Source organism: Bifidobacterium sp. UTCIF-1, from assembly GCF_006408915.1.
Classification (GTDB): domain Bacteria; phylum Actinomycetota; class Actinomycetes; order Actinomycetales; family Bifidobacteriaceae; genus Bifidobacterium; species Bifidobacterium reuteri.
This window is the reverse complement of record NZ_JFAG01000013.1, coordinates 17220-30050: the sequence shown is the minus strand read 5'-3', so window position 1 is coordinate 30050 and position 12831 is coordinate 17220. Positions and strand designations below refer to the sequence as shown.

At 61.9% G+C, this 12831-nt stretch carries 9 protein-coding genes and 2 tRNA genes; 6 read left to right on the top strand and 5 right to left on the bottom strand.

Translation table 11 applies throughout. The features are described from left to right. Window positions 1–228 precede the first annotated feature (228 nt). A complete protein-coding gene (locus tag BW09_RS06985) occupies window positions 229–1551 on the top strand; it encodes a pyridoxal phosphate-dependent aminotransferase (protein ID WP_140464840.1) in 1323 nt (440 codons plus the stop codon). Between the two features lie 156 nt (window positions 1552–1707). Here the strand turns inward: BW09_RS06985 and BW09_RS06980 are convergent, their stop codons facing one another. After that, complete coding sequence (locus tag BW09_RS06980; RefSeq protein ID WP_140464828.1) at window positions 1708–2562, bottom strand: FadR/GntR family transcriptional regulator; 855 nt, start codon at window positions 2560–2562, stop codon at window positions 1708–1710. Window positions 2563–2815: 253 nt separating this feature from the next. On the opposite strand from BW09_RS06980, the gene BW09_RS06975 reads away from it, so the two are divergent. From BW09_RS06975 to gnd, 3 genes are all read left to right on the top strand, one after another. After that, window positions 2816–3361 carry a gluconokinase gene (locus BW09_RS06975; protein WP_140464826.1) on the top strand — a complete coding sequence of 182 codons (546 nt, stop codon included), beginning with the start codon at window positions 2816–2818 and terminating at the stop codon, window positions 3359–3361. A 64-nt stretch (window positions 3362–3425) separates the two neighbouring features. Next, window positions 3426–4754, top strand: a complete 1329-nt coding sequence (locus tag BW09_RS06970; protein ID WP_140464824.1) for a GntP family permease — start codon at window positions 3426–3428, stop codon at window positions 4752–4754. Between the two features lie 393 nt (window positions 4755–5147). Then, window positions 5148–6023: a phosphogluconate dehydrogenase (NAD(+)-dependent, decarboxylating) gene (gnd, locus tag BW09_RS06965; RefSeq protein ID WP_140463456.1), complete on the top strand. Its 876-nt coding sequence runs from the start codon at window positions 5148–5150 to the stop codon at window positions 6021–6023. Window positions 6024–6629: 606 nt separating this feature from the next. On the opposite strand, the gene BW09_RS06960 is transcribed toward gnd, so the two are convergent. From BW09_RS06960 to BW09_RS06950, 3 genes are all read right to left on the bottom strand, one after another. Further along, complete coding sequence (locus tag BW09_RS06960) at window positions 6630–7604, bottom strand: DUF5692 family protein (protein WP_140463458.1); 975 nt, start codon at window positions 7602–7604, stop codon at window positions 6630–6632. Between the two features lie 879 nt (window positions 7605–8483). Further along, window positions 8484–8556 (bottom strand) — tRNA-Ala (locus tag BW09_RS06955). 54 nt (window positions 8557–8610) lie between these two features. Next, window positions 8611–8684 (bottom strand) — tRNA-Ile (locus BW09_RS06950). 210 nt (window positions 8685–8894) lie between these two features. On the opposite strand from BW09_RS06950, the gene BW09_RS06945 reads away from it, so the two are divergent. Together BW09_RS06945 and BW09_RS06940 are read left to right on the top strand one after the other, a co-directional pair. Next, window positions 8895–9719: a M48 family metallopeptidase gene (locus tag BW09_RS06945; protein WP_181162095.1), complete on the top strand. Its 825-nt coding sequence runs from the start codon at window positions 8895–8897 to the stop codon at window positions 9717–9719. A 379-nt stretch (window positions 9720–10098) separates the two neighbouring features. Further along, window positions 10099–11115 carry a LacI family DNA-binding transcriptional regulator gene (locus BW09_RS06940; protein WP_258185020.1) on the top strand — a complete coding sequence of 339 codons (1017 nt, stop codon included), beginning with the start codon at window positions 10099–10101 and terminating at the stop codon, window positions 11113–11115. A 43-nt stretch (window positions 11116–11158) separates the two neighbouring features. Here BW09_RS06940 and BW09_RS06935 read toward each other — a convergent pair whose 3' ends face one another. Next, complete coding sequence (locus tag BW09_RS06935) at window positions 11159–12520, bottom strand: ABC transporter substrate-binding protein (protein ID WP_140463460.1); 1362 nt, start codon at window positions 12518–12520, stop codon at window positions 11159–11161. Window positions 12521–12831: the final 311 nt, after the last annotated feature.

The window sequence follows — 12831 nt, the reverse complement described above, 5'->3', positions numbered from 1 at the left end:
TCGGTTGAGCGTAGGAGGGTGATCATGCAGCAGCAGTCCGTCGTGTCGCGGTCCGAGTCATCTGAGGCGTCCCTGTCCCGGACGTTCGCGGTATCCGAGTCATCCATGGTGGTTCAGGCGACCGGGATAGTGGCCGAAGCACAATCCACAGTGGCACCCGGTGCGCCACTTGGCGCGGTTTCCGGTGAAGTTTCCGACGTGCGGGCTGTTGCGGCATCCGGCGCGGATATGCCGATCTCCTCTGCTGCGTTGGCGATACCGCGTTCCGGCATCCGCGACGTGTTCGATCGTGTGGAGCAGGTGCCGGACGCGATCTCCCTGACAGTCGGCGAGCCGAGCGCCACCGCGGCACCGCACATCGTCGAGGCGGCGTGCGAGGCCGCGCGGGCCGGGCATACGCGCTACACCAATGTGCTCGGCATCCCCGAATACCGTCAAGCTGTCGCCGACTATTCCGCGCGGATGAAGGGAATCTCCTACGATCCGGAGCGCGAGATTCAGGCCGTGGATGGCGCCACGATCGGCCTGTATCTTGCGTTGGCTGCCGTGGTTGCGCCCGGCGACGAGGTCATCATCCCCTCGCCGTATTTCACGTCTTACGACGCCGAGGTGATGCTGGTGGGCGGGCGACCGGTCACGGTGGCGCTGCGTCCGGAGAACGGCATGCGCATCAATGCGGCGGACATCGAAGCGGCGATCACTCCTCGCACCCGCGCGGTGATCATCAACTCCCCCGGCAATCCGACCGGCGCGGTTACATCCGCGGCCGAAATGGTGCGGATCGCTGGGGTCTGCAAGCGGCATAACATCTGGGCCATTTCCGATGAGGTCTACCATCCGTTCGTGTTCGATGGGGAGGAATCGGGTGTCGCTTCCGCCGAAGGCATCTCCGGCGATGCTGGTCGCGGCGGTGCGGCGCTGGCGGCGCAGATGACACAGGTGGCACAGATGGCGCAGATGACACAGGTGGCGCCGTCCATCGCCGCAGTGCCTGGCATGAAGGAACGCACAATCGTAGTTGAGAGCCTGTCGAAGACCTACGCGATGACCGGCTGGCGCATCGGCTACCTGCTGGCCCCTGAACGTGTCATCGAAGAGACCGGCAAAATCGCCGAGCTCATGCATTCGTCGGTCAATTCGCTGTCCCAGTACGCCGGCGTGGCCGCGATGGCCGGTCCGCAGGATCACGTCGACGCGATGCGTGAGGAATACCGGGCCAAGCGGCAGATCGTGCTCGACGGGCTGGCAGGTTGCCCGGTGCTGCGTCTCATCAGACCGCAGGGCGCGTTCTATGCGTTCGTGGACGTGCGTCTCACCGGTCTCGACTCGGATGAATTCTCGCGCCGTCTCCTGGACGAGGAGCGTGTGGCCGTGGTGCCAGGAGAGGCGTTCGGCGAGGCTGGTCGCGGATTCGTGCGTCTGTCCTATGCGGGTGACGCCGATGAACTGCGCGAAGGCGTCGCGCGTCTGCGTGCTTTCGCCGAGCGTGTATGGAACCCGGTCACCGGACGTCACAGCGCGTCTTATCACCCCATGGCCGTAATGGCGTAGACGCGACCGTGCCCTTTGCTGGTGTGTTAGCCAGAGGAGTGCCGGCAGGGTGTGGGCCAGTATATGGAGCCGAAAGTGGCCGCTGATCTTCGAGTTCCGTTGCAGGGGCGACCGGCTATCGCGTATCGCCGCGTATTGCCGTGTATCGCTTACGAATTACGTAAGTTCCAGCGACTCGGCCACCTCGTCCACGATGGCGTGCATCGCCTCGCGGGCGCGGTTCGGATCGCCGCGCCAGATGCCCTCGGCCACCGCGTCGTGGGCGTCGAGGGCGGACGGCTTCGGTTTCTGCGGATACATGTGCAGTTCCACGCGGCCTTTGAGCACAATGCCGATGATGTCCGCCATCGAGGCGAACAGCTCGTTGCCGCTGCTGAGCAGAATAGAGGAATGGAAGCGCACGTCGAGGTCGTGGAAGGTGTCCAGATCGCCGGCCTCGCCGCATTTGCGCAGTTCGCCGGCCATGACCGGAAACATCGCGCGGGCCTCCATCGAGGCGTTGCGTGCCGCCGCGGCCGCTGCAGCCGGCTCGATGGCCAGCCGGAGTTCGGTGAGCGTGCGCAGCTGCTCCTTGCGCCTGTTGGACATGAGCTTCCATCGGATCACCTGCGGATTGAGCGCGGCCCATTCCTCCACCGCGCGCGGCACCAGCCCCACGCGCCGGCGGACGCTCACCGCACCCATCGCCTCCAGATATTTGGCTACCTCGCGGGCCACTGTGCGCGATGTGGCGAATCGCTCCTGAATAGCCTCCAGCGTCATCGCCTCGCCAGCCGGCCAGCGTCCCTCCAGCATGTCCACGGCAAGTTCGTCGGTGATGGCCTTGTGCAGCAAGGCGCTTTCGTGTGACTCGTCGGGGTTGTGGTTGACGTGCGCGGTGGTGAAGGCCGGGGTGCGGGTTGGGGTGATGGCTGGGCTGGCGGGCGTGTGCGTAGTTGGATTTGCGGCCTGACTGGTGGCCGGGACGGGGGTCGGCGTCGTCGAAATGGTGTCGCCGGTGCTTCCGTTCATGGTCTTCCCTCCCTGCGGTGCTGATGTCATTGCGGCCGTATGCTCCGGGTCTGTGCTCCGCGCCGTGTGCTCCGGGCCGTGTCCGCCGATGTGCCGCGTCCCTGCTGTTTCGTCATATCTCATCATAATTGTCAGAAAAATCATGCCATTCCGAAAATAAGTAGTACTTTTAACTTGACAAGTACGACGAAAGAATCGTATAGTATTACTCAACAATCAACCAATCAACAAAGCAGTTGAAAGGACAATCCAGATGAGCATTCACGTCGTAGTGATGGGCGTCGCCGGATGCGGCAAATCCACGGTCGCCGAGGCGATTCGTGACCAGCTGGGCTACGTCATGGCAGAGGGCGACGACTTCCACCCGCAGGCCAACATCGATAAGATGAGCGCCGGCATCCCCCTGACCGACGAAGACCGTTGGCCGTGGCTTCGCGTCATCAACACCTGGATGGTGGCCCGCGAGGCACTCGACCAGAACACCGTGGTCTCCAGCTCCGCCCTCAAGCGCGCCTACCGCGACCTGCTGCGCGAGAACGTCGACGTGTTCTTCGTGCACCTTGCCGGCTCTCAGGAGCTGATCTACAGCCGACTTTCCGCCCGCAAGGACCACTTCATGCCGCCATCGCTGCTGGCCAGCCAGTTCAATGATCTGCAGCCGCTCGAATCGGACGAAAACGGCGTGGTCGTACCGGTCGACGGCACCATCGACGAAGTCGTCGCCCAAGCCGTCGAAGCAGTCCGCCAATATCAGGCATCCAAGGCTGCCAACGACGCGACGGTATCCGCAGCGGCCTGAACGCCTACGAAGCCAGCCCGAAAACGTAACTCCAATCCTTCCAACGAACGCAAGGAATTCCCCCATGAACCTCATCCTCGCCGCAATCATCGGCATCGCAGCCATCGTGCTGCTCATAGCCGTCGCCAAAGTCCATCCATTCATTTCCCTCATGGTCGGCTCGTTCGTCATGGCCATCTGCGCCGGCGTGCCGTTCGACGAATCCTGGAACAGCTTCACCTCAGGCGTCGGCTCAACCGTGTCCAACGTCGGCCTGCTCATCGCCTTCGGCTCGATCATCGGTACACTGCTGTTCGCCTCAGGCGGCGCCGACGTGATCGTGGACACGATCATGGCCAAGACGCCGTTGCAATTGCTGCCGTGGGCGATGGCGCTGATTGCGTTCATCGTCGGCATCCCGATGTTCTTCGAGGTCGGCGTCGTGATTCTCATCCCGGTGGTGCTGTTCGCCGCCCGCCGCGCCAAGATGCCGGTGATCCTGCTCGGCATCCCAGCCCTTGCCGGCCTGTCCACCCTGCACGCCTTCGTGCCGCCGCACCCCGGCCCGCTGGTCGCGATTTCCGCCCTCAACGCCAACCTCGGCGTCACGCTGGCGCTCGGCCTGCTCGTGGCCGTGCCCACCGTCATCATCTCCGGGCCGTTGATGGCGCGCATCATGGCCAAGTGGGTGCCCATCCCCGCGCCAGAGCAGGCCGCCGAGAAGGAGGCCGTCAAGGATGAGTCCAAGCGTCCGTCGTTCGCTCAGGCCATGACCGTCATCCTGCTGCCCGTGGTGCTGATGCTCGCCGCCTCCGTGGTGGATCTGACCGAACAGACCGAGTCGCTGTGGGGCCGTGTGCTCGTCTTCATCGGCACGCCGCTGACCGCGCTGTTCATCACCGCCGTGGTGGCCATGGTGCTGCTCGGTTTCATGCAAGGCCGTACCCGCGAATTCATCAACGGCGAAGTCGGCAAGTCCTTCGCCTCCGTGGCGGGCATCGTGTTCATCGTCGGCGCGGGCGGTGGCTTCAAGCAGACCTTGGTGGACTCCGGCATTGGCGACGTAATCGCCAACGGCATCTCCGAATCCGCGATGAACCCGCTGATCGCCGGCTGGCTCGTGGCTGTGCTCATCCGCCTCGCCACCGGTTCCGCCACCGTGGCCACCGTGACCGCCTCCGGCATCATGGTGCCGCTCGCCACCGGCATGAGCCCCACGCATCTGGCGCTGCTCGTGCTCGCCATCGGCGCCGGCTCCGTGTTCTTCTCCCACCTCAACGACGCCGGCTTCTGGCTGGTCAAGGAGTACTTCGGCATGTCCGTCTCCCAGACCCTCAAGACCTGGTCGCTGATGGAGACCGTGCTGTCCGTGGTGGGCCTCGGCTGTGTGATGCTCCTCTCCCTGGTCTTGTGACCCGTGTGATCCGCGTCCTCGGCCATCGCGGACGGGATGCCGCATCTCCCGTACTGCTCCCATCCCCCAGGCCGGTTTCCTCGGCCCCCTCTGGTGGATGTCGCCTGTCCTGTACTCCTCCATATCCTCCATGGCGGTTTCAAGGTGCGCGAGGACGCGGCCAACCAGGTCCCGTACCCCCTCTTATCCACCTATGGTGGCTTTCCTTGGTCCCTCTGATGAGGCCAGGCAGGTCCCGTGCCCCTCCTATCCCCTATGGCTGTTTTCCTTGGCTCCCTCTGACGAGGGGGCTGTCAGCCGGAGGCTGGCTGGGGGAGAGACCATCATCACCCACCATTTCCACCATCCTTTAACCCCATCCCGTACCCCACATCACTGTGAAAGGAACCTGCAATGCACATCGGAATGATTGGACTCGGCCGCATGGGCGGCAACATGGCCAAGCGCCTCGCGGCTGGCGGGCACAAGGTCGTCGGCTACGACATGTCCCCCGAATCAGGGCGCGACGTCGATTCGCTGGAGTCGCTGGTTGCCGCGCTTGATGCCCCGCGTGTGGTGTGGGTCATGGTGCCGGCCGGCAAGCCCACCGACGACACCATCGACCGCTTGGCGGCGTTGCTTGAGGCCGGCGACATGGTCGTTGACGGCGGCAACACCCGTTATGTGGACGACGCCCGTCACGCCGCGCAATTGGGCGAACTCGGCATACGTTTCATGGATTGCGGCGTTTCGGGCGGCGTCTGGGGCATCGACCGCGGCTACGCGCTGATGGTCGGTGGCTCGCAGGAGGACTTCGAGTTCATGCGGCCGATCTACGACACTCTGAAGCCCGAAGGCGAGTATGGCTTGGTGCTGGCCGGTCCGGTCGGCGGCGGGCATTTCGCCAAAATGGTGCACAACGGTGTGGAATACGGCATGATGCAGGCGTTCGGCGAGGGCTTCGCCACCATGGTGCGCTCCGAACTCATCGCCGACCCTGCCGCGGTGATGACCTCATGGAAGTCTGGCTCGGTGGTGGGCTCATGGCTGCTCGATTTGCTTGCTAACGCCTTCAAGACCGATCCGACGCTGAAGTCCATGCCGCCGGTGGCCAACGAATCCGGCGAAGCCAAGTGGATGATTGAAGCGGCTCTGGAGCTCGGCGTGCCCACTCCGGCCACTGCGGCGGCGTTGTATGCCCGTCAGACCTCGCGCGGTGGCGGCGACGACACCCTGCGCGTCGTCTCCACCATGCGGGCCCAGTTCGGCGGCCACGTCACCAAGGCGTAATTGGGGCTGCCTGGGGCTGAAGTGGCTGCCGGGGGGTGAATCGGGCTGTATGTTCGCGGCTCAACGAGGGCGACGCGAACATACGGTCTGTAACAACGCAAAAACCGGCTGTAAGTGCGCGACATATTGGTTGAGCCGCGAACTTACAGCCGGTTTTGAGGTTCGGGTGGCGCGGACTGCGTAGTCTGGCCTGCTCGGCGTAGTCTGCGGTCACGCGGCGTGGGCGATATAGGTCACATTCAGCTATCTGCCTTGTATGAGGTACTTTTGCCCGGTTGCGGAAAGGTATCTGCTTTCAATGAGGTACTTCAATCAGGAAAACCCGAGTACGAACGTTGCAATATCAACGTTTATACTCGGGTTTTCATCATCCCGGTACCTCATTGAAGGCAGATGCCTCTTCGCAAACCCCCGAATGTACCTCATTCAAGCGAGTTAGCCGGTTTTGAGGTTCGGGTGGCGCGGGCTGCGTAGTCTGGCCTGCCCGGCGCGGGCAGGCCCGTGGCTTTTCACGCGGCACGGATGATGGCCTGCTCACGGGCCGTGGGGCGGGGAGCCCGGTGGAGTCCCCGTAGGCCCCGCCGAGCGGCGGTAGTCGTGAGGCAGCTATGCGGCGCGGGCGATGGCCTGCTCGTAATCCTTGGTGCCCTTGAAGATCTCCTGCATCCACGGGTTGACGCCCTGCTTCTTGGCGCGGACGAGGATGTAGCCGAGTGCCAGCACGTTGGCCACCAGAGCAATCAGCGAAACTACGAGGTTCACGTTCGGGTTGTTCACGGACTGGGTGGAGAATACCGAGTAATCCTGGAACATCGGGAACACCTGGGCGAACATGCACCAGATGGCCAGTGTGAACGCACGGTTCTGGATCCAGCCGCCCTTGTTCCAGAAGAAGTTGGCGACGGTCGGAGCCAGCAGCAGTGCGAGGCCGCAGTACCAGGAGTGGGTGGGCAGGCAGTTGTAGGTGTAGCAGAAGTTCCACAGGTCGTAGGCCACGATGAACACCCAGGTCATGTCCGGCCAGAGCATGTCGTCCTTCTTCTTGGAGGCGTAGATGCCGAACCAGCCGGTCATGCAGAAGATGTTGAGGATGCCGGCCACGCCGTTGAACACGTTGTGCCAGCCGCCGTACAGGGTTACGCCTTCGGTGGAGATCCAGGTGCCGCCCCAGCCGCGGATGGCGGATTCGAAGTCGGAGACCACGGCGATGAGGATGTTGATGGCCACGATCACGAACGGGAAGCACTTGAACCAGTGCGATTTGCCGATGGAGCCCCACTTGTATTTGAGTGCCATGAAGCCGATGCAGCCGATGGTGGCCGCGTAGAGCTTGGCGTAGTGGAACCAGCTGGTCATGTGTACGTAGGTGGGGTTGTTGAGCGCCCACTCCGCGCCCATGGCGGCGGCGGTGTAAATGGTGACGAAGTAGACGGTCAGGACGGCGGGAACCACGAGAAATGCGACGATGCCGCCGGTTTTGGTGCGGCGGGCCAGCTCGTTGGCGCCGATGAGGCAGCAGAAGACGAGAATCCATCCAATCCATTGGTAGACGGCATTGTCGCCGTAGACCTGAAACAGCATGACGGTCCTTTCCCTTGATGTGCTGTTGTGCCGGCTTCGTCGTCCCTCGTCGGACGCCGAAGCGGGGCATTGGCGCTTGGTTCGAGGTTTGACCTCCGCACTCCTTGCGGCGGCCGTATTGTTGACGAAGCGTCAATTTCTCTCACGGCTTATTGTAGTGCATTTTGACAAGGTGTCAACTGCTTGGGGTTTGTCTCGCTATTTGGTGCTAATGATTGGAGATTGCGGCTTCGTGTTGCTTCCCTGCTGCTCCCCAGACGGCTTCGTCGCCAGCTCGTCCTGCAATCAAGGACGGGCTCTCCGGGCGGCTGTTGGTTTGCTCGTTGCTTCCAGCAGCTCCGCTGTTTGCTTCACGGTAACATCCTGCAATTGGGCCGCGCTACGCGCACAGCTGGCTGGCTCGTCTGTTGGCTCGCACTGCGTTTCCTTGGCTTGGCCGAGGTTTTGCTCCGCTGAATGGCTGTCAGTGGGGTGGTTTGCTGGTTGGCCCGAGGTTCTGCCCCGCTGGTGGGTGGTGGCTGGGGTGTTTCTTCGGCTTGGCCGAGGTTTTGCGTCACTGAGCTGGTGGAGGCGTGGTGTTCCATCGGTCTGCCCGAGGTTCTGCCCTGCTGGTGGGGTGTGTTTGGGGTGTTCCATTGGCTCGGCCGAGGTTTTGCCTCTCTGAATGGCTTTCAGTGGGGCGGTTTCGCTGTTGGCTCGAGGTTTTGCTTCGCTGGGGCGGTGTAGGAGTGGTGGTTCCTTGGCTTGGCCGAGGTATTGCTCCGCTGGTGGGTGGTGACTGGGGTGCTTCATCGGTTGGCCCGAGGTTTTGCCTCGCTGGACTATAGCCCGCAAAAGAGAAACCCCGGAACCTTGCGATTCCGGGGTTTCTCGAGATTGTGGAGCTAGCCGGGTTCGAACCGGCGACCCTCTGCTTGCAAAGCAGATGCGCTACCAGCTGCGCTATAGCCCCAATTGATTTATTCGGGAAAAAAAGAGCGGCACCACGGCCGCTTGATTTTTCCTGTGGGCCCGGGAGGACTTGAACCTCCGACCTCATCCTTATCAGGGATGCGCTCTAACCACCTGAGCTACGGGCCCGTCCATGCACTTCAAAAGCGCACAGGTGATTACAATACCACTGACTGAAATGGTGTCAACGCCTGAGCCGCTTCGGCGTGTCGCCACCTGCTGCGGCGTCTTAATGGTCGGCAAAGCAGATTCCGGAGAGTGGGCTTTGTTCCAGATTGGACCCCCAGATTCGACTCCATCGCTATCGGACTGTCGTTTCCGCGCGCGAGAATGGCACACATGCCGTATCGACCATCACAGCGCTCCGGGTCCTGCCCGGCAGGCTCGACAGCCGAAGCCGCCGCCAAGAACCTGACCATCGACGGATTGCCGGTCATGGTGGTGCGCAAGCCCATCAAGAACATGTATCTGCGCATCAAGCCGCCGAACGGCGATATCACAGTGTCCGCGCCGAAGCGCATGAGCGACCGGGTTGTCGCCGATTTCATTCGCAATCGCCGCGAATGGATCAATCGCAATATCCGCAAGATGGCTTCGGCCCGTGAACGGTCTCTTGCCGAAGGCGGGCTGCAAGGCACGCGTGCTGATACTCATACATTCGCCGGTGCGGATGGTGGCACCGGTGCGGATGGTGGCGCTGGTATAGATGGTGGTGCCGGTATGCGCGATGCTGCTGACGGCCGTCGGGCGGATACGCGCCGGGCTGATTCGCGCCGGGATGATTCACGCGGGGGAGCGGCATATCCTGAGGTTGCCGCTCATTTCGCCTGGACCGAAGAGCTGCGCCGCCGCGCGGCCGCGAACATCGACGCCCAGCTCCCCGCGCTGCTAGCGAAATGGGGTCCGGTGATCGGCCGCCCCACGCATATCACACTGCGATTGATGACTTCGCGCTGGGGGTCGTGCACGCCGGCGACCGGCCGCATCCGGCTGAATCTGCAATTGGGTCTGATGGAGCCGCGATTCCTGGAATACGTGCTCGTGCATGAGATGACGCACTTGTGGGAACGCGGCCATGGCGCAGGCTTCCAGCGCCGCATGACCACCTACCTGCCCGGCTGGAAGGTGCTGCGCCGCGACCTCAACCGCCGCGTGGTGCTGTAGACTGCCGGCGGCTTCCACTGGCTGCGGGTTCTCGATGAATCCTCGTCGCTACGTCAATGGTTATTGGTTATACAGCAATGGCTCATTTTCATCATCGGCGGCATTCGAGCGAGTTACACTAGTGGGATCAAGGTGTAAACCTATGCATTGTTGTGCATGTGCTGATTGTGTGCCCTGATTAGTCAGGATTACCGGGATTGCCAAGGGCTATCAAGGGCTATAAGGAGTCGTCGATCAGCCGAGGTGAGCACCGGTGATAACTCGGATTGCGGGATGCTGTTGCGGGATGCCATTGCAGGATTGATGCCAATGCACTATGTCATCCCGCAATGTCATCCCGCAATGGCATCGCACTATGGGCAGCGCTATGGAGGGAGTCATGGAAGCGAGTATCTCGGAAGTCGCCGCAAAGGCGGGCGTATCTATCGCGACGGTGTCGCGTGCGTTCGCGAAACCGGATATGGTATCTGAAAAAACGCGCAATCGTGTGTTCGCGGCGGCCGACGAGCTGAACTATTCGATCTCCCGCTCGGCTACTTCCATGAAGACCGGCCGCTCCTATCGCCTTGCATTGCTCCTCAGCGAGGACATTTCGACTTGGTTCAATTCCCGTCTGCTGGCCGGCCTGAATTCCGTGCTGCATGACGAAGGCTACGATATCTCCCTGTATTCGGTCGTCACTCCCGAGGAGCGCCATAGCTTCTTCGCCGAGCTACCGGTGCGGCGCAACGCCGACGCCGTAATTGTCTCGTCGTTCAACGTCAACCCGGACGAGGCTTCGCGTCTGCAGAGCGTCCACATCCCGATTGTCGGCGTGAATACTCCGTCACTGGATGGCTACGACGCCACGGTGAGCATCGACGACCGCAGCGGCATGCGCATGATAGTCGAGCATCTCATCACGCTCGGCCACGAGCAGATCGCGCTCGTACGGCATCGCACGTCGCCGTCGATTCCGCACAGTGCCGACCTGCGCATCCAGGGGTTCGATGACGTCTGCCGCGAGGCCGGTATCGTTCATCCTGAAACCATCTATTACGACGAGACGGTGGACGCCCCCGCCGACGACCTGCTGTCGCAGATTCTCGCGCTCACCGAGCGCCCCACGGCGGTCTGCTGCGTTATGGATCTTATGGCGATTCCGCTGTATTTCTCGATGATTCGTTACGGTCTGCGCGTGCCACGTGACCTGTCGCTGACCGGGTTCGATGATTCGACGTACGCCAAGGAAAGCGGGTTGACGACGATCCGCCAGGATCCGGCCGCGCTGGGTCGGGTTGCGGCTCAGAAAACGCTCGCGCTGATTGAAGGCAAGACGCCGGAACGCGCGCACGAAATCGTGATGCCGGGACTGGTGCTGCGTTCCTCCACTGCTCCCCTCGCTCGGGAAGACTGAGGGATGCAAGGCGCAGTCCTTGCATCCCCCAGTGAGCCAACCACTAGGACAGCGGGTCGGCGGGCGGCAGCATGCCGGTGGAGTCCTTGTAGGCGTCCCACAGCGTCTTCCAGGTGCCGGCGAAGCCTTCCACGACGGCATCCCAATCGCCGGTGCCCTGCGTGTATTCGACGAGCGGGTTGGCGATGTTGTCCATCCACTGCTGGCCGGGGATGTTGGCGGTGTAGACGGTCTTCTTGCCCTTGGATTCGCTCCACTCCTTGGCCGCGGCGACGAGCGGGTTGGCCGGCTGGTCGTCATCGCCGAAGGTGGTGAACGGCGCTGCGAAGCCCATCTCCTTGGCCAGGGCGTTTTTGCCGGTATCGGAGCTCACCATCCACTTGATGAAGTCGAGCGAAGCTTTCTTGTCCGCTTCCGAGGCGTTCTTGTTGATCGCCCAGTTGGCGTCGTAGACGGCGGCCGGACCGTAGTCCTCTTCGCCCGGGTTGCCCATGTAGTACGGGAGCATGCCCAGGTCCTCGTCGGCCACGTCGTTGTCCTTGATCTGCGAGTAGGCCCACACGCCGTTCGGGTAGAACGCCACGGCGCCGGTGGAGAATTCGGCGGTGGAATCCTCATAGGTGCCGGAGCCGATCAGCGACGGCTCGGTCGGGCTGTCCTTGACCATGGTGTCCCACAGGTCCTTGTAGTTGTCCATGTACTTGCCGGTGATGTCGAGCGAGAAGGTCACGCCGAGATCCTTGAGCTCGTAGAACAGCGGAATGCGGGCCATGTGCGAGGAGAAGCGGTAGTTGTCGGAGGCGTCCAGGCCTGGGGTCGACACGGCGCCTTCGAGGCCGAGGTCATCCTTGTGCTCCTGCATGGAGTTCATGACCTTCTTGAGCACATCCCAGCTGGTGATGTCGTCGGCGGACTTGATGACCGCATAGCTCTTCTTCGCGTACTCGTTGACGATCTTCTTGTTGTAGATGATGCCGTACCATTCGGCGGCGTACGGAATGGTGTACGCGGTGTCGCCGTCCTTGAAGGCGTAACTCTTGCCTTCGTCGGTCAGCAGCTGGTAGGCCTCGGAATCCTGGACCGGCTCGAGGTAGTCCTTGAACTTGGCGTACTGGTCGAAGCCGGCGAGATTGAACATGGTCGGGCCGTCGGACTTGGACAGCTCGGAGGTCAGGGTCTGATTGTTGGTGCCGGAGGCGGCGGTCTGGATGTCGACCGAGACGCCGGTCTCATCCGTGTAGGCATCGGCCAGCTCCTGCAGCTGGTCGACGATTTCGGGCTTGGTGTTGAGGAAGTAGACCTTCCCCTTGCTGTCATCGGCGGTGTCGCTGCCGCATGCGGACAGTGCGGCGACGCTCATGGCCAGAACTGCAGCGGTCGCAATGACCTTCTGAGCAGACTTCATCGGATGCTCCTTACGACTTCCTGTGTGTTCTCCTCGACGGCAGCGTCAGTGCTCCGTCATGTTTGATGCAAACTCATTCATATTGGAATCATTTGCATTGTTTGCAGTATAGCGCATTATTCTGCAAACATATACATTCGGTGAGTCGAACCGGTTTTATGCCGTTTTCAAGCGTCCGCGCATCGTGGATACACTAGTATCCCGCGTCATTAATTCATTGATCATATTTTGGCTCCCCTTGTTAGGAGAGCTGGCCCATGGGCTGGCCACCTGGCTTCGCTGACAGACTCTCAGTGAAGCCAGGGTGTCAG

What these genes read in the sequence shown, in the direction of transcription:
- BW09_RS06935 (WP_140463460.1), bottom strand. Translation starts at nt 12,520, where the DNA reads ATGAAGTCTGCTCAGAAGGTCATTGCGACCGCTGCAGTTCTGGCCATG.
- BW09_RS06960 (WP_140463458.1), bottom strand. Translation starts at nt 7,604, where the DNA reads ATGCTGTTTCAGGTCTACGGCGACAATGCCGTCTACCAATGGATTGGA.
- gnd (WP_140463456.1), top strand. Translation starts at nt 5,148, where the DNA reads ATGCACATCGGAATGATTGGACTCGGCCGCATGGGCGGCAACATGGCC.
- BW09_RS06940 (WP_258185020.1), top strand. Translation starts at nt 10,099, where the DNA reads ATGGAAGCGAGTATCTCGGAAGTCGCCGCAAAGGCGGGCGTATCTATC.
- BW09_RS06980 (WP_140464828.1), bottom strand. Translation starts at nt 2,562, where the DNA reads ATGAACGGAAGCACCGGCGACACCATTTCGACGACGCCGACCCCCGTC.
- BW09_RS06945 (WP_181162095.1), top strand. Translation starts at nt 8,895, where the DNA reads ATGCCGTATCGACCATCACAGCGCTCCGGGTCCTGCCCGGCAGGCTCG.
- BW09_RS06970 (WP_140464824.1), top strand. Translation starts at nt 3,426, where the DNA reads ATGAACCTCATCCTCGCCGCAATCATCGGCATCGCAGCCATCGTGCTG.
- BW09_RS06975 (WP_140464826.1), top strand. Translation starts at nt 2,816, where the DNA reads ATGAGCATTCACGTCGTAGTGATGGGCGTCGCCGGATGCGGCAAATCC.
- BW09_RS06985 (WP_140464840.1), top strand. Translation starts at nt 229, where the DNA reads ATGCCGATCTCCTCTGCTGCGTTGGCGATACCGCGTTCCGGCATCCGC.